The sequence below is a fragment of the Pantoea sp. nfd-35 genome, assembly GCF_056892255.1.
Window position 1 is genome coordinate 2,336,473 of record NZ_CP122403.1, and the last position, 16,168, is coordinate 2,352,640.

Consider the following 16,168-nt stretch of genomic DNA (forward strand, 5'->3'; position numbering starts at 1 on the left):
GTTCTGCAGCCGGCGTCGTGCGTTAACGCGCCAGCATAATGTCGTTGACGATTTGCTGTGAGGCGACCGCATCCTGACGGCTGATCGCCGCTGCCAGCGCCGGATTATCATTAAGCTGGTCGCAGAGCTTGAGTAATCGCGTCACGGTGGCAATGTTGGTTTCGGCTTCACGTACCGGATCCAGTCCGCTGGCATCCGGGAAGGTGTCAAAATAGTAGGCGCCCTGATAACCATCACGCTGCATCTGCCACAGAAACTCCAACGTGGCGCGCGGATTAACCGATGCCGCCATCAGTCCGTCATCACGTTTGCCCCAGCCGTCGTTTAAATCCAGCCCCAGCAGCCGTGAACGACGCGCCACCATGGCCGCCGCCCAGGCAGGAATTTCATTGGCGAACAGGACATGGGCGAAATCCAGCGTGATGCCGAGATTCGGGCTTCCGGCCTCTTCGACGGCCAGCAGGCAGGTGGTCACGTTGGGAAAAATGCTGTAGGCACGCGGCTCGTTGGGTTTGTATTCAATGCTCACATCCACGTCCGGCGCGTAGTCGGCGATTTCACGCACCGCGCTGACGGCGTCTTCCCAGATTTTTTTGTAATCGACCTGGAAGCAGTAGTCGAAACCGTCCTGGCCCATCCATAACGTCATTAAGCGGGAGCCAAATTCCCGTCCGGTATCGATTCCCCGCTTGGTCAGGTCAATCGCCTCACGGCGAATTTTCGGATCCGGATGGGTAAATGCGCCAATTTTGAACTGCGGTGCATCCCACCGCATCTGCATGCCGTTGACCGCCAGCCCGGCATCCTCAATAGCCTGGCGCAGCGTTTTACTGTCACTGGTGAGGTGCTGGGGATAGTTGAGATCCAAATGCGTTAAGCCTTTAACCTTGCCCGCGCGCGCAACCATTTGCAGTACAGAGGGCTTGCCCTGCAAATCTGGCCAGTAGAGATGTGCCCCCGAAGCAAAGGAGTTAAGACGAGTAGCAAACTTTAAATCTGACATGAGGCTCAATCCTTAGTAACAGGGTTGTAATGTACTTTCCTTTTTCACAACTAACTGTGAAGTTATATTAGAATTTACACTTCTCGCTTGAACACGCAATCCTTGTTGTCGCTGAAATAACCAAAATGCGAGAGCGGTCACGGATTAATCAGCGCGGGCAACGACCTGCGGGAGCAGCCAGTAAAACGTGGACGACTGCGCCAGGTCAGCCATGGCCGGCAGCAGTAAATGTGAAAACCTGGGAGGATTAGCCGATGCAATGGCCAGATATGCGCTACGCTTACTCCATGCATTACCCTTATAAAAATGGAGACTATTTCGATGAGTCATGATGAGCGTAAACCCACCACAACCGATGCCGGTATTCCGGTGGCCAGCGATGAGCATTCCCTTTCCGTCGGTCCCGATGGCCCCCTGGTGCTTCACGACCATTACCTGATTGAGCAGATGGCCAACTTCAACCGGGAACGCATTCCCGAGCGGCAGCCCCATGCGAAAGGAAGCGGCGCATTTGGCTTTTTTGAGGTGACTGAAGATGTGAGTTGCTACACCAAAGCCAACGTTTTTCAGCCGGGCACGAAAACTGACGTGGTGATGCGTTTTTCAACGGTGGCTGGCGAGCGCGGCAGCCCGGATACCTGGCGCGATCCGCGCGGATTTTCCATTAAGTTTTATACCCGCGAAGGCAATTACGACATGGTGGGCAACAATACACCGGTGTTCTTTATTCGCGATCCCATGAAGTTTCAGCACTTCATTCGCTCGCAAAAGCGCCGCGCCGATAACAATCTGCGTGACAATGATATGCAGTGGGATTTCTGGACGCTGTCACCCGAATCCTCGCATCAGGTCACCTGGCTAATGGGCGACCGTGGGATTCCCAAAAACTGGCGTCATATGAATGGGTATTCCAGCCACACTTATATGTGGGTCAATGAACAGGGTGAAAAGTTCTGGGTGAAATACCATTTCCACACCGACCAGGGCATTGAATACCTGACGCAGGAGCAAGCCGATAAACTGGCAGGCGAAGATGGCGATTACCATACGCGTGACCTGTTTATGTCGATCAAAAACGGCCAATTCCCGAGCTGGACCCTGTACATGCAGATCATGCCGTTTGCTGAGGCTGACAGCTATCGTTTCAATCCTTTCGATTTGACCAAGGTGTGGCCGCACAGTGATTATCCGCTGATCAAAGTTGGCAAGCTGACGCTGAACCGCAACCCAACGGACAACCATGCGCAGATTGAACAAGCCGCATTTGAACCGAATAATCTGGTCCCTGGCATCGGGCTCAGCCCGGATAAGATGCTGATTGGTCGCGTGTTTGCCTATGCCGACGCCCATCGCGCACGGCTTGGAGTGAACTATAAACAGATCCCGGTTAATGCCCCGCAGTCGCCGGTAAACAGCTACAGCAAAGACGGGGCGATGCGGATGAATCCGGTATCCGACCCGGTTTATGCCCCCAACAGCAAAGGCGGCCCGGTGGCAGATGGCGACCGCTATCCCACCGACTCGGTCTGGTCAGCCAGCGGCGACATGGTTCGTGCTCCTTACTCACTGCGTCAGGACGATGACGACGTGGGCCAGGCAAATACCCTGATCAACAAGGTAATGGATGATGCCGCGCGCGACAGGCTGGTCAACAACGTTAGCGGTCATCTGCTGAACGGGGTTGAAGAGCCGGTGCTTTCGCGAGCGTTTCAGTACTGGCGCAACATCGACCAGACCATTGGCGATCGTATCGCCAGCAAGGTGCAGGAAGCACGCGCTAAGCGATAACCCGCACATCTGACGGTGGCGTAAGCCACCGTTACTCTTTTGCGCAAACGCGCTCAGCCATGTCTGGCACAAAACAGCTCAATATCCCCTGACTGAAAATCGGCCAGGTTAGCCATGATTTTTTCCAGCGGCCAGTTCCACCAGGCAATGTGCTGTAGCCGGGTTGCAATCGCCGGATGAAAACGAACGCGGATTGGTTTAGCCGGCACGCCACCCACGACGGTATAGGGCGCCACATCTTTGGTCACCACCGCACCTGCCGCCAGCACCGCACCATCGCCTACCGTCACGCCAGGCAGGACAATCACGCCATGACCTATCCAGACATCGTTGCCAATGATCACCCGGTCTTCGCGGCGGGCGCTGAAAAAACCGTGGTCGCGCGTGGCCGTAGCATCGTAATACTCCGGACAATAGGTGAAGCGGTGTTGCGACGCCCGATCCATCGGATGGTTAGGTGCACCGATGCGTACCTGATTGGCAATGGCGGTGAAGCGGCCTATTGCGCTGTCTGCGATGCAGCAGTGTTCACCGACGTAAGAGAAGTCGCCAAGGGTGCTGTATTCAAGGTAACTGTGCGCCAGAATTTCACACTGTGAGCCAATCTGGGTTTCGCGCATACGTACGCTGGCGTCAATTTCGGTCTGCTGGAGTTTGGCGGGTTTGACAATGGCAAGTGACATGAAAAGGCTCCCGGAACTGCTCTGATGTCTGGATAAGTTGTGCCTTTCAGGCACCCGATTGCCGCGCCACTGTAGCCGGGAAAGATGACAGGCAATTGACAACGAAAAAGGCGGAGTGGTTAGCTCCGCCTTGGTCAAAGTTCCGGTTAATTTGCATGACCGGTCAGTTGCATAAGGGCAACGATGATCTGCAAGATGATCCGGATGATTTCCAGAATCAGCTTCGTCAGTTCCATCACTTTCCTTCTCCCGCAACAGGAGCGCGCTGTTCAGCAACCAGGGCCTTACCGTTACCCGCCAGGTGCCTGAGCACAACTTTGTGGAGAGGGCTGAGCGGCACTCGGGGTTTAAGCCACAGGTCAGCACCACCTGTTACCTGCCGGGATTTGCATTACCGAGCTCCCCTGGAAGCAATCAGTTAACCCTGCGGCGATACCCAACACTCAACACATGTATAAATATACAGTATTTTCGCCAAACTTGAAGTCTTGCGCCGCCCTCTTTACAATCAATTTGTGGAGAGTGCTGAGCACCTCGTTCGCCATCCGGTTACCCGCCGGGCAACGAACGCATAAAAAAAGGATTTGGCATTACGCCAAATCCTTTTTTTTGTACCTGCAGTTTAGCCTTAGTTCGCCGAACTCACGCGCCAGATCGTATCACCGGCGTCATCCGCAATGATCAGACCGCCCTGTTTGTCGCTGGCCAGACCGACCGGTAAGCCACGCACCTGTTTCTCGTCTTGGGTTAAGAAGCCGGATACCACGGTTTGCGGTTGCCCTACCGGTTTGCCGTTCTCAAACTTCACCCAAATCACTTTGTAACCGTTGAGGGGTTTGCGGTTCCAGCTGCCGTGCTCACTGATAAACGCGCCACCGCGATACTGCGGCATGTTCTCAGCGCCATAGAACAGCAGTCCGAGCGGTGCGACATGCGAACTCAGCGCATAGTCAGGCTTAATCGCCTTTTCAACCAGATCCGGCCGCTGTGGCTGCGCCCGCACGTCAACATGCTGGCCGAAATAGCTGTAAGGCCAGCCATAGAAGCCGTTCTCTTTAACCGAGGTCAGGTAATCAGGCACCAGGTCAGAGCCGATTTCATCACGCTCATTAATCACCGCCCATAGCTGCTTCGTCTGGGGTTCCCAGTCAAGGCCGGTGGGATTACGCAGCCCGCTGGCGTAGATCCGGCTGGCGCCGCTGGCGGCATCCACTTCCAGAATCGCGGCGCGGCGATATTCGGCGCCAATGCCGTTCTCGGTAATGTTGCTGTTGGAACCGACGCCGACATAAAGCTTGCTGCCGTCCGGGCTGGCCAACAGCGCTTTCGTCCAGTGGTGATTAATGGGCCCGCCAGGTAACTCGGTGACCCACTGGGGCGCGGTGCGAATTTCGGTTTGCCCTTCGCTGTAGGGGAATTTCACCAGACTGTCTGCGTTAGCCACATACAGCGTGTTCCCCACCAGCTGCATACCAAAGGGGGCACTCAGGTTTTCAATAAAGCGATGCTGTTCCCATTTACCGTTTACGTTGCGCAGCAGCGTGATGCGGTTGCCGCCCTTGCCCCCTTTGCCCGAGGCATTTTTGACCAGCCCGGTGATCAGCTCTTTGGGCTTGGTGGTCGGTTTTGGCATGCCGTTCGATTCGGCGATCAGGATGTCGTTATTCGGCAGAACATAAACCTGACGTGGATGCTGAAGATGGTCGGCAATCTTTTCAATTTTCAGCCCCTGCGCCACCGTTGGCTTTTCACCGTTCTTCCAGGGTGCGCCTTCCGGTACCTGCATGGGCGGCACCATAAAGTTTTTGGCTTCCGGTAACTCGGGATTGGCACCGATTTGCTTTTGCGGATCGATAGTCGCACCGGTATCACAACCCGCCAGCAGGGCCATCATCGTCAGCGCAATAAGGGATTGTTGCGGCATTTTCATTATGGCTTCTCCTTAAGCAGTACGTTGACGTAGCGCAAGTTGCACGTTCGCCAGCAGCAGCAGTATCACGACCAGGGTCGACAGAATCGCCGCCGTTGGCACCACGGCATACGCATCACGGCTGTGAATAAAGGCATTGGCAATGGCCAGAATGATGGCGACCAGAGAGAGCCAGAAATGGGTTTTCTCTGGCGCAGTGCTGCCGCGAAACATATAAATCAGACTAATTATTCTGGGCAGGATGGCAATCACAAGGCCAATGGCGATTAACCAGCTGGCACTGATTGACCAGAGAATGATAAAGGTTTTCATATAGATGATATCGAACAGCCAGGCCGCCACGAAAAAGCCAAGCGGTACAGGCTCCAGAAGAGCATACAGCGTCACGGCGACGGCCGAACGTCCAGAGGTATTGCGCATGTTTTTCTCCATTTTGAATAATATTACAGCTCAAGCACAGCGCATTACTTTTCCATCACGCCGTAAACCTGCCTGTAAAATATTAGTAAACCTGAAGAAAAATGACGGTTTTAATTCACATTATCGCGGATTTAACCTGACCCGCACCGCTGTCAGGCGGCGATGAGAGAAAACGCCCCGGATAATCGGCCGTAATCGCCTGTTCCAGGGTATGGCGCCCGAACAGCCTGTAGCGGTTGAGCGCGATACCGTTGTAGAAAAAATTACTGATGGGGTCGGGAAACGCGCGCAGGACGCTCAGCGCCCGCCACGGCAGCGGTAACTGCTGCATCACCCGCAGCACCGCCTGGGCACGCAGCCAATGACCATCGCTACGGATATAGACGATCGTATTGATATTATCCTCGGGCAGGCCGGCCCATTTCAGCAGCCCTTTGCCCTGTTCACTTTGCACGGACGCAAAACGAACCTGCCGCGCCAGCCGATGGCGCAGCAGAAAACGCACCCAGCCCGTACAGAGTTTACATACGCCATCATAAAGCACGACGCTCTCGCCCGTTTGCAGATAGGGTGGCTGTGGCATGCTGCTCTTCCTCTGTTTCATCCTTAACAGAAGCAGTATAGCCTGCCCTCCTCAGATGTTGAGCCAGCCACTGGCCCACCGCGTGCTCGTCAATGGCACTGGCATTGACTTTCAACATCGGCCCCAGCGCCATCGGCTGCGCCTCCTCCGCCAGGCGACGCAGCTCGGGAAGGTACTCGGCGCCCGGATGGCCCGGCATGCGCTGCGTGAGCCGTGACTGATAGCGCGCGACGGCGGCGTCCGGCGCTATCTGCATCCAGACCTCCAGCACCTCGCTCACGCCAGCCCGCTTTAATCCCTGCTCCAGTACGCTTTTGGGCTGAAACCCAAACCATGCATCGATCAGGAAGACGCAATCAGCCGGCGACTGAGCGACAATGTTCCAGATAGCCTGGTACGCTGCACAGCCCAACTGCCGGTTACGCTGGCGATCGACCGGCGCAAAGCTGGACATAAAAGGCTCCTTCAGGCTGTCCAGCGTGAGAACCGGCAGGGAAAAACGCCGTGACAGCGCACGGGCCAGCGTGCTTTTGCCTGAGGCGGGAATGCCGTTAACCAACACCACCCGCTTGGTGACAGTTTCACTGGTCATAGGATCTCCATCACTTCCGCGACGCTGCTGGCCTGACGTAACCTGACCAACGTTTCTTCATCCTCTAGCAGGGTGACAATCGCGCGAATCCCCTCTTCTATGTGGGCATTACTGTCACGGGCGCCAAACATGATCACAATATCCGCCTTGTCGCTGCCGTCAAACGAGACCGGCTCCGAAAGCAGTACCATGCTGAAGCAGTCGCGAATCACGCCCGTTTCCGGGCGGGCATGCGGGATGGCGATACCTTCTTCAAACACGTAATAGGCACCGTGAGTCAGCGTATTCTCGATCACCGCCTGAGGATAAGAGGCCTGGATATAGCCGCCCTCCACCAGCGGCCTGGCCGCCATGGCGATAACCTGCTGCCAGTCCCTGGCGGCAATACCTACCTGAACAGCATTGGCTTCCTGTAATAACTGTTTAATGGTCATTACTGCTCCTTAAACTGATTTACGCACTAGATTGCGTAATTCATCAATTTTCACAAAAAGAGGATCAATGTCATCCCGGTAAAGGCGACTTTTCGCAAACAATGATAATGCACGGTTATATTCCAGCATTAATTGTTTTTGCGTTTCAGTGTCGCCTGAATTCGCTGCCAGCTTTGCTTCCAGCGCCGTTATTTTTTGACTGACCTGCTCTGCCTGACGATCGCGTTCTGCATCCTCTGAGGCCGTATTTTCCACTTTCTTTTTCATGAATCCAAACATAGCGTCTCCTGCCCCGAAAAGCGCCAGGGCACTTCAGGTTTATTCACGTCGGGATAATAAAAGTGCTTAACGGAACAGCTGCATTTTTTCTACTAATACATTGGTCACTGCATTATTCGCAGGCACAAGGAAATTACGCACGCTGTCGTTAACTTTGCCTTTTTCAAACGTTGCCTTGCATTGGGCGACCCACTGCACATTCATTTCCGTTCCCACGTTCACTTTTTCGATACCGCTGCCCACCGCCAGGCGCATGTCGTCGTCACTGACCCCGGTACCACCGTGCAGAACCAGCGGCGTAGCCGTGGCAGCCGTAATTTCCGCCAGCCGTTGATGCTGAATATGGGCTTTACCGGTGTAGAGCCCGTGAACCGTGCCGATGGAAATGGCCAGCATATCCACGCCGGTTTCATTCACAAAACGTTTGGCATCCTCTACCGTGGTGAACGCAATATCGCTCATTTCCACACATTTCCCGTCTTCAGAGCCGCCAATTGCGCCCAGCTCCGCTTCCACAGAGACATTTACGGGGCGGGCCATATCAATCACCCTGCGGGTATTGGCAATATTCTCATCAAGCGGTAAATGTGACCCGTCATACATGACCGAACTAAACCCGGCTTGAATTGCCGTCTGAATCGCGTCTAAATCGGAACAGTGATCCAGGTGCAAACAGGTCGGAATATTTTTACTCTTTGACAGCGATTTAATTGCATCCACCAGTAATTCATGCCCCAAATATTTCGCTGTACCGGTTGAAATTTGAATCATTAATGGGCTGTTGGTATTTTCGGCGGCTTTAAAAAAAGCCGGTAACATTTCCAGGCAGTGTAAATTAAATGACCCTACCGCTTTAAATTGGCGTTCTTTGGCAATTTTCAGCAATTCGGTAAAGTTATAAAGTTTCATGCACGTTTTCCTCACGGGGTTTAGTGGATTTTCCGTTAACAAACCAGGCGATAGCGGTAACAAAAGCAATAAACACAGCAACGAACAGCCAGTTATTCTGGAAAGCATGTCCCAGCACCAGGCCGGTACTGATGACGTCGGAATCGCTGAAGGTCACGCCGGTAAAGCCGTAGCTTTCCAGCATCGGCACCAGAATGGCGGGCAGGAAGGTGATAAACAGGCCGTGGACGAATCCGCCGATCATCGCCCCGCGTCGTCCGCCCAGCGCGTTACCGAACACGCCTGCCGTTCCGCCGGCAAAAAAGTTAGTCAGCAGACCGGGCAGAATCATCGCCAGACCAAACATCGGGAAAACCAGCATCCCCACCACAGAGCCCAGCGTTGTCGCGAGAAAGCCGACAATGACCGCGTTTGGCGCATAAGGGAACATAACGGGACAGTCGAGGGCGGGTTTCGCATCCGGCACCAGCCGCATGGCAATACCGCGGAAAGCCGGCACCAGTTCGTTCAGCAGCAGTCGCACGCCGCTATAGAGTACAAACACGCCTGCCACAAACTGAATGGATTGCATAAAGGCATACATCAGGTAGTTGGTGCCGCTGCTGTACTGGGCGATAAAAGCCGGGCCTGCCGCCACGGCAGGAATCAGGTACATCGGCACCATCACCACCGCCATGGACAGATAGGTGTCCTGCAGAAACTTAAAGTTATCGGGCAGCTTTAAGTCTTCCGTCGAGCGAGAGCCTTTTCCGACCACCTTCGCCACTGCCGCAGTGAGCAGGTAACCAATGGTGCAGAAGTGACCGAGCGCGACATCGTCCGAGTCGGTGATACGACGCACCACCGGCTGCGCCAGCGCTGGCATCACGACCGCCATCACGCCACCAAAAATACCGCCGGTTAAAATGAGCGGTAATCCGGTGAGGCCGGCTTTATAGCCGATAACCGCGCCAATGGTGGCCATCCACAGTAGCGCCTGGCCGGTCAGGAAGATGTATTTAAACGGTGTCAGGCGGGCAATGATGATGTTGACGATGAAGATCACCAGCAGCGTCATGGCCACTTCCGATCCCAACTCGCGGTTTGCCAGTCCGGCAATCGCCGCCACGTCGGTGATGTAGCCCTGCATCCCAAAACCATGGGTGAAGATGCTGTTAAGGAAGGTCAGCGCGCCCACGATGATGTTGATGCCGGCCATCATGATCAAGAACCCCAACAGGGTTTTAAACGTGCCTTCTACCACCTTGCCGGCAGATTTTTTTTGCAGGACCAGTCCGATTAGCGCAATAAACGCGATCAGAATGGATGCCTGCCCCAGTAAGTCTTTAACCAGAAAATTAATTACACTATTCATGATTAGCAACCTTCACATTACGCTCTTTTAAGAAAGCCACGATTTTTTGCTCAATTTCAGCTTTATCGGTGAGTTTATTTAATATAATTACGCGTTTAATCTGTTCTGGTGTGGCGTCGGCATTTAAGACATCCGCAAAGGCTTTTTGCGTCAGGATCATGTCGGATTTAAATGCGTTAGCTTCTGAAATCGTGGTGTGATCGATGTCGGCGTCAATCTCCAGTTTTTTTAAAACGGCTTTCGCACTCATTTCGATAGCGAAACTTGACCCCAGACCACAACCACAGACACATAAAATTTTCAGCATGTTTTCTCCTCACAATATATGCAGTTGTTTAGCGAGTTTATAATGATGCCCTTCTGTATCGACCAGGCGTTTTTTCATGCTTATTAAGTCAATCGGAATAGGCTTATTACTGCCGTTAATAATCACGGCTTTATTGCGCATTCCGGATTGAATACAACGAACCACTTCACTTGCCATAATGGTGCCCTGATAAATTTCCTCACAGGTGGGATCGCCATTTCGCAGTCCATAGCCGACGATCGTTTTGCGAATGCGCACGCCGATCAACGGTTCAAGCTGCTTAATTAATGTGTCAATCGCCCCCTGAAAGCCCGGTGAATATTCCCGTGTGTAACCTTCTGAGCAGAGGATTACCACGCTGTTTTGTTCGCTGAGGCGCTGAGTGATGCGTTCTGCCAGCACGTTTGTGGGGATCTGGCATTCCGGGATCAGTGCAAAGTCGGCGTTGGATTTGAGCGCTGACTGGAGCGTCAATTCGCCACAGTAGCCGCCGAGCAGTTCCACCATAAATACCCGGCCCGTTAATGCCCGACCGGTGTTTCTGAGCTTTGCCACCTCTTTTAATACCTGCTCACAGGCGGTGGAAAAGCCCACGGTGTAATCACTGCCGTAGACATCGTTGTCAATCGTCATGCCGATGCCAAAACAGTTCACACCAAATTCACTGAGCGTATGCAGAAATTGCAGCGATCCATCGCCTCCAGCCAGAATTAATACGTCGATGCGTAATGCTTTTAACTGCCGGGCGATCGTTTCATATTCGCTACGAATTAATTTTCGCGCGGTTCGGCCTGACTGCATTACCGGAAGAGAAGTAATGGAAAAATCCACTAAATCGCGCTGAGAAATTTCCTGGCAGACATTATCCAGCAAGCCTGGAATGCCACCGTTAAATAATATCATCTCCGCCTGCGTCATCCTGGCTATCTGGAAAATGAAATTATTAATGCCGGTGACGTCGCCGCCGCTAATGACCATTCCGATTCTCATCCTGACATCCTTCTGGCTTAATGCGTCTGAAGCTATTGTTTCGGGATATCAGCCTGGTATTTGCAAGTGAGATCACAAAAACGAGAGGAATTTATGCAGGCAATATATTGACAGCCCCTTGAACCAGCTTATTTATGTGAAACAAATCACATTTACTGATTCAGGAAAGACGATTAGCTTCACTTTATAAAACAACAGGTTAAATATAGGGATCGGAATAACTTTTCTGTCAATACGGCATCACGCCATTGCCAATAAAATCTCGATGTGAATTTGTGATTTTGACCTCATTTTTTTAGGTTCGGCAGGCGATCTGTTATTTCCGAAACAGACGATGGCGTGGTGAATCCGCAGGAACACCATGATGAGATGCATTTTTTTGCTCGTACTGTCGCAGGGCGAAAGGATGCCGAGGGGTGAGTGGAAGGACGACGAATGGCGCTTAGCCTGGCCGGCGGCGGCGTAATCTGCTGCAAAAAAAAAGCCCGACACCTGGGTGCCGGGCCGGAAAAGTAACGGAATTTACTTGGCGTACGCTTCCGTAGAAATAGTCAGTGTCACGTCATCACTGACTGCTGGGACATATTTGTCCAGTTTGAAGTCAGAACGCTTAATGGTACCGGTGGCGTCAAAACCAATCGCCTGCTTCTTGACCATCGGATGCTCACCCTGCTTATTCAGCGTGGCATGCAGCGTCACAGGTTTGGTAATGCCTTTCAGAGTGAGGTTCCCTTCAACATCAAATTTGTTATCGCCTTTGGCAATAACTTTGGTGCTGCGGAAGGTTGCACTGGGATACTTCGCCACGTCGAAATACTCCGCGCCTTTGAATTCCTTGGTCAGGGCAGGAACATGGCTGTCGATTTTGCTAACCGGTAACGTGACGTCAACGCGCGACTGCTCAGGCTTGCTGCTGTCAAAAACCAGAGAACCTGTCGTGTCTGGAATGTCAGCAGTCGGATGGGAGAAGCCGAAGTGCTCCCAACTTACCACAACAGAGGTATGTTGCGGGTCGAGTTGATAATGCATGGCTTCAGCCTGAGAAACCGGAACATACAGTGCAGCAGCTGCGAGCAGTGGCAGCGTGAAACGTTTTACATTCTTCACTTTTACTTCCTTATTTTATGACATCACCTTGAGTCTGAGCCATATAAGCAGGAAGTAAAAGTGAACAGATTTGGCGTAAACAATCAAAATTATTCAGCAATATCAGTGTGTGATTATTCTAATTCTTACCTTTAGCATACAGGATCTGCCAGCGGTGCCGATCGGTCAGTAAATGCTGCTGTAACTGCTTCACCTCTCCCTCAGTGAGTGCGGCTATCTTCTCCGCCTCCAGGTTTGGCAACCCATTCGCCTGGCGTAACGCCACTTCACGTGCATCTTCTTTCACCTGCAAAAGCGGCGTTTTGAGCGGATCGATTGCCTGCTGGGCAATGTAGATCGCTATGTCACGCAGAAAGTCTTCGCAGTATTGGATCAGGGTCGATGCCGGACAATCCGGTGACTGAAGCGCAAAGAGAAGACCATCGCTATCCGTACTGCGATGGTAGCGGCAACTGACGACGTAGCCGATCGGCTGTTCTACCCGGTAGCGCTGATAAAAGCGCGGCTCACAGATCAGCGCCAGCGCGCGAAGTGCGGCCAGCTGCTGCGGGTCGCCCAGGGGAATAAACAGCAGAACGGCACTGTCATCGCTGGGATGGGGAATACAGGTTTCACCGCCTACGCAGCGGTACTCAGGGCGCGTAGGTGAATTCACCGTCAGCACACTCAACTGCCGGGACACGAGCCGATGCTGTTCGGCATTGCCCCCGAGCAGGACGGCACGCCAGCATTGCGGATTGAGTGACGTCGCCAGCCGGAGCGGCAGCTGGCGCAGCAGTTCGCGTATCGCAATGCCCGGTATCACCGGCGTGGATACGCTGTGTGTCTGCATCAGGCATTGCACAAGCTGCCCCAGTGCCGCACTGAGCAGCGTCTTGTCTGACGGCAGGCGCAGGGTGAGTTGCCAGACGCCCTGCACCTCACGCCACTCTCCGCTGCCGGAAAAATGCCGCAGCACCGCAAACACGGGGCGTAACTCAGGCTCGCAGGCCGCGCCGGCTGCCCATGTTGTATAAAGTTCAGGACGCAGCACCAGCGTGCCCTGCGTCTCATCCGGTGTGATATGGGGTAACACGGCCTGACCGGTCGGCTCTGCACGCAGCGGCAAGAGATTCGGCTGCGGGTAAAATGTCCACCTGACGGGCGGGCAATTCATCACGGGCTTTTGCCAGGCTGTCAGTGACAGGTCATAACCCTGAACCCTGTGCGTTTCACCTTTAACCTCGGCGGCGCACATCAGCGTGGTCGCTGTGGCGGCGTGCATTTCGTTCAGTAAGGCGTCCAGGTCGGGACAGTCGCCCACGGCCGCAAAGCCCAGCGCGCGCGCCTGAAGTTGCTGCAGGGGGGACTGTGCGGCCAGGCGCTGCTGCGCCAGCTGCCAGTAGTGCTGCCGCTGCACCGGCGTGGTATGGCGCAGCGCCTCAAGAAAGGACGCGATCAGGGGCGGAACAGCGGCCGGATCCTCCGTGACGAACGTGACCGCCACCCACATGTCCGCGTCCGACTGATAAAGCCATTTCACGTCAGGCTGGCTGGCCCGCGTGCGTGCATACAGCGTTTCCAGCAGCCCGCCTGGGGCATCATCAAGGAAAAACTCGCGCAGTAAAGTGACACTGTCACGAAGTTGCGCGGGTAAAATCCAGCTTTGCCAGAGTGCTGATGGCCCTTCCTGCTGTAACGCCAGCGCCCTGTTGGGCGAAAGCATTACCGGGGCATCGGGCCGCCTGGCACTGTTGCGTGGCTGAAACGCAGCGGCAAACGCCTTCGCCAACGCGGTGAGCTGTTCCAGCGACTGTGGGCCCTGCAGCCACAGCGTCAGGTTGTCTGAGTGAAAGAAGCGCTGATGAAAAGCCCGCAGCGCCGCCTGCAAATCAGTGACGTTGTCACCGAACGACATCCTGTTCCCGACATGAAAGCGTTTAAACTGCGCCGGAGACGTCACTGGCGTAAACATGGCGGCTTCCGTGCGGGCCGCAGCATGGCGCTGCAGCAGGCGGTACTCTGCATCAATCACCGCGATTTCCTGGCTGATGGCCTCGCGGGTCAGGCTCGGCGCACTCAGCATATCCTGCAGGCGCAACAGGCCTTCACTGAAGTTGTCGGGGGTGACCTCAAAAAACCAGGCGCTTTCGCGTGCCTGGGTGGTAGCATTCACCTGTCCGCCGTTCGCCTGAACCCAACTCATCAGCCGCCCATCATGCGGCCAGCGCTGACTGCCAGTAAAAAGCAGGTGCTCCAGCAAATGCGCGAGTCCAGGCCAGCGCTCTGGCTCGTCATGGCTGCCTGCCGCCACTTTGACCAGCGCCGCCGCCTGGGTGGCGTCCGGCTGGTGGCACAGCGTTACGTTCAGTCCATTGAGTTGCAGGCAGCGTGAATGCATTACAGAATCCGCGTTTTATAGATCAGCTGAGAATTGCTGCGATTGCGGAACTGAAGCTGACCAATTTTAATGTCGCTGCAGTCGGCTTCACGGCGGGCATCAAGGATTTTGCCATGGTGCGGCGATTTGCTGCAGACCGGATCGGCATTGTCTGCATCGCCGGTAAGCATAAAGGCCTGACAGCGACAGCCGCCAAAATCTTTCTCTTTTTCGTCACAGGAGCGACAGGGTTCCGGCATCCAGTCATAGCCGCGATAGCGGTTGAAGCCAAACGAGTGGTACCAGATATCCTCCAGGCTCTGTTCAAGCACAGAGGGGAAAGCCACCGGCAGCTGGCGTGCGCTGTGGCACGGAAGCGCGGTGCCATCGGGCGTGACGCTCAGGAAGATCGCGCCCCAACCGCCCATGCAGGGCTTGGGACGTTCTTCATAATAGTCAGGCGTCACGAACAGCAGATTGGTGAGGCTACCGCTGTCGCTCATGCGCGCACGGTACTGATTCACGATGCCTTCGGCCCGGGCGATCTGCTCACGGGTAGGCAGCAATCCCTCACGGTTTAACTGCGCCCAGCCGTAAAACTGACAGGTCGCCAGCTCCACATCATCGGCTTCAAGCTCGATGCACAGATCGATAATCTTATCGATCTGATCGATATTGTGACGATGCAGCACGAAGTTCAGCACCATGGGATAGCCGTGGGCTTTGACCGCGCGCGCCATCTCCAGCTTCTGCTGAAACGCCTTCTTAGAGCCGGCCAGCGCCGCGTTAAGGGTTTCATCACTGGCCTGGAAACTGATCTGAATATGATCCAGTCCCGCGTCGCTGAAAGCCTCAAGCTTTTTCTCCGTCAGGCCAATCCCGGAGGTAATCAGGTTGGTATAAAAACCTAAGTCACGTGCCGCTTTGATCAGGTCGGGCAGGTCTTTGCGCGTTAACGGCTCCCCGCCGGAAAAGCCGAGCTGAACGCTGCCCATGGCGCGTGCTTGGCGAAAGACGTCGATCCACTGTTCAGTGCTCAGCTCTTTTTCCTGCTGGGCAAAATCCAGTGGATTTGAGCAGTACGGGCACTGGAGCGGACAGCGGTACGTCAGCTCGGCCAGCAGCCACAGGGGCGGATTGACGCCGGGTTTATGCTGGTTCACGGAACTGTATCCACTTCTGTTCATAGGCTGACTGCAGGAATTCTTTGACATCCTCGCCCACACCGCCTGCCTCGGGGAAACGCGCATCCAGAATGGCAATGATCGCGGCGATATCCTGCTTGCCGTCAACCAGCTCCAGAATGGCGGCGGCGGTTTCATTGAGTTTCGCCATGCCTTCCGGGTAAAGCACGACGTGGCTGTCCTGTGCCGCTTCCCATTGCATACGGTAGCCCCGGCGAAAGGCGGCAATTGTGTGTTCGTTCATCG

Annotated in this window: 18 protein-coding genes; 1 reads left to right on the top strand and 17 read right to left on the bottom strand. The window is 54.4% G+C overall.

The window, feature by feature from the left end:
- Nucleotides 1–22 precede the first annotated feature (22 nt).
- The gene (locus P9J57_RS10855; RefSeq protein WP_014605864.1) at nucleotides 23–1,003 is read right to left on the bottom strand and encodes a TIM barrel protein; all 981 of its coding nucleotides are present in this window, start codon (nucleotides 1,001–1,003) and stop codon (nucleotides 23–25) included.
- A gap of 321 nt (nucleotides 1,004–1,324) precedes the next feature.
- Between P9J57_RS10855 and P9J57_RS10860 the strand changes: the two genes are divergently transcribed.
- Nucleotides 1,325–2,791: a catalase gene (locus tag P9J57_RS10860; protein ID WP_483279204.1), complete on the top strand. Its 1,467-nt coding sequence runs from the start codon at nucleotides 1,325–1,327 to the stop codon at nucleotides 2,789–2,791.
- A 53-nt stretch (nucleotides 2,792–2,844) separates the two neighbouring features.
- On the opposite strand, the gene P9J57_RS10865 is transcribed toward P9J57_RS10860, so the two are convergent.
- From P9J57_RS10865 to pqqD, 16 genes are all read right to left on the bottom strand, one after another.
- Nucleotides 2,845–3,474 carry a DapH/DapD/GlmU-related protein gene (locus P9J57_RS10865; protein ID WP_116219723.1) on the bottom strand — a complete coding sequence of 210 codons (630 nt, stop codon included), beginning with the start codon at nucleotides 3,472–3,474 and terminating at the stop codon, nucleotides 2,845–2,847.
- A gap of 628 nt (nucleotides 3,475–4,102) precedes the next feature.
- Nucleotides 4,103–5,404 carry a PQQ-dependent sugar dehydrogenase gene (locus P9J57_RS10870; protein ID WP_014593685.1) on the bottom strand — a complete coding sequence of 434 codons (1,302 nt, stop codon included), beginning with the start codon at nucleotides 5,402–5,404 and terminating at the stop codon, nucleotides 4,103–4,105.
- Nucleotides 5,405–5,416: 12 nt separating this feature from the next.
- Nucleotides 5,417–5,824 carry a DUF2231 domain-containing protein gene (locus P9J57_RS10875; RefSeq protein WP_014605867.1) on the bottom strand — a complete coding sequence of 136 codons (408 nt, stop codon included), beginning with the start codon at nucleotides 5,822–5,824 and terminating at the stop codon, nucleotides 5,417–5,419.
- Between the two features lie 115 nt (nucleotides 5,825–5,939).
- The gene (locus tag P9J57_RS10880) at nucleotides 5,940–6,407 is read right to left on the bottom strand and encodes a thiol-disulfide oxidoreductase DCC family protein (RefSeq protein WP_019105239.1); all 468 of its coding nucleotides are present in this window, start codon (nucleotides 6,405–6,407) and stop codon (nucleotides 5,940–5,942) included.
- Complete coding sequence (locus P9J57_RS10885; protein WP_022622763.1) at nucleotides 6,358–6,999, bottom strand: P-loop nucleotide/nucleoside kinase family protein; 642 nt, start codon at nucleotides 6,997–6,999, stop codon at nucleotides 6,358–6,360. Before P9J57_RS10885 ends, P9J57_RS10880 begins: the two co-directional genes overlap by 50 nt.
- Nucleotides 6,996–7,433, bottom strand: coding sequence for a PTS sugar transporter subunit IIA (locus P9J57_RS10890; protein ID WP_013025742.1), 438 nt, complete (start codon nucleotides 7,431–7,433; stop codon nucleotides 6,996–6,998). Before P9J57_RS10890 ends, P9J57_RS10885 begins: the two co-directional genes overlap by 4 nt.
- 9 nt (nucleotides 7,434–7,442) lie before the next feature.
- Nucleotides 7,443–7,712, bottom strand: a complete 270-nt coding sequence (locus P9J57_RS10895; protein WP_013025741.1) for a hypothetical protein — start codon at nucleotides 7,710–7,712, stop codon at nucleotides 7,443–7,445.
- Between the two features lie 66 nt (nucleotides 7,713–7,778).
- Entirely contained in the window at nucleotides 7,779–8,621 is an 843-nt protein-coding gene (locus tag P9J57_RS10900) for a class II fructose-bisphosphate aldolase (RefSeq protein ID WP_022622761.1), read from the bottom strand.
- Nucleotides 8,608–9,975 (bottom strand): PTS sugar transporter subunit IIC, encoded by a 1,368-nt coding sequence (locus P9J57_RS10905; RefSeq protein ID WP_014593681.1) that lies wholly within the window; start codon nucleotides 9,973–9,975, stop codon nucleotides 8,608–8,610. Before P9J57_RS10905 ends, P9J57_RS10900 begins: the two co-directional genes overlap by 14 nt.
- Nucleotides 9,968–10,282: a PTS sugar transporter subunit IIB gene (locus P9J57_RS10910; RefSeq protein WP_013025738.1), complete on the bottom strand. Its 315-nt coding sequence runs from the start codon at nucleotides 10,280–10,282 to the stop codon at nucleotides 9,968–9,970. Before P9J57_RS10910 ends, P9J57_RS10905 begins: the two co-directional genes overlap by 8 nt.
- Before the next feature lie 9 nt (nucleotides 10,283–10,291).
- Nucleotides 10,292–11,272, bottom strand: coding sequence for a 6-phosphofructokinase (locus tag P9J57_RS10915; RefSeq protein WP_014593680.1), 981 nt, complete (start codon nucleotides 11,270–11,272; stop codon nucleotides 10,292–10,294).
- 240 nt (nucleotides 11,273–11,512) lie between these two features.
- Complete coding sequence (locus P9J57_RS10920; RefSeq protein WP_483279205.1) at nucleotides 11,513–11,764, bottom strand: hypothetical protein; 252 nt, start codon at nucleotides 11,762–11,764, stop codon at nucleotides 11,513–11,515.
- Between the two features lie 30 nt (nucleotides 11,765–11,794).
- Nucleotides 11,795–12,379, bottom strand: a complete 585-nt coding sequence (locus P9J57_RS10925) for a YceI family protein (RefSeq protein WP_022622759.1) — start codon at nucleotides 12,377–12,379, stop codon at nucleotides 11,795–11,797.
- Nucleotides 12,380–12,497: 118 nt separating this feature from the next.
- Nucleotides 12,498–14,759, bottom strand: coding sequence for a pyrroloquinoline quinone biosynthesis protein PqqF (gene pqqF / locus P9J57_RS10930; RefSeq protein ID WP_483279206.1), 2,262 nt, complete (start codon nucleotides 14,757–14,759; stop codon nucleotides 12,498–12,500).
- On the bottom strand, nucleotides 14,759–15,901 hold the full coding sequence (gene pqqE / locus P9J57_RS10935) for a pyrroloquinoline quinone biosynthesis protein PqqE (RefSeq protein WP_013025734.1): 1,143 nt from the start codon (nucleotides 15,899–15,901) through the stop codon (nucleotides 14,759–14,761). Before pqqE ends, pqqF begins: the two co-directional genes overlap by 1 nt.
- Nucleotides 15,888–16,166, bottom strand: a complete 279-nt coding sequence (gene pqqD / locus P9J57_RS10940) for a pyrroloquinoline quinone biosynthesis peptide chaperone PqqD (protein WP_013025733.1) — start codon at nucleotides 16,164–16,166, stop codon at nucleotides 15,888–15,890. The genes pqqE and pqqD overlap by 14 nt, the downstream gene beginning before the upstream one ends.
- Nucleotides 16,167–16,168 lie beyond the last annotated feature (2 nt).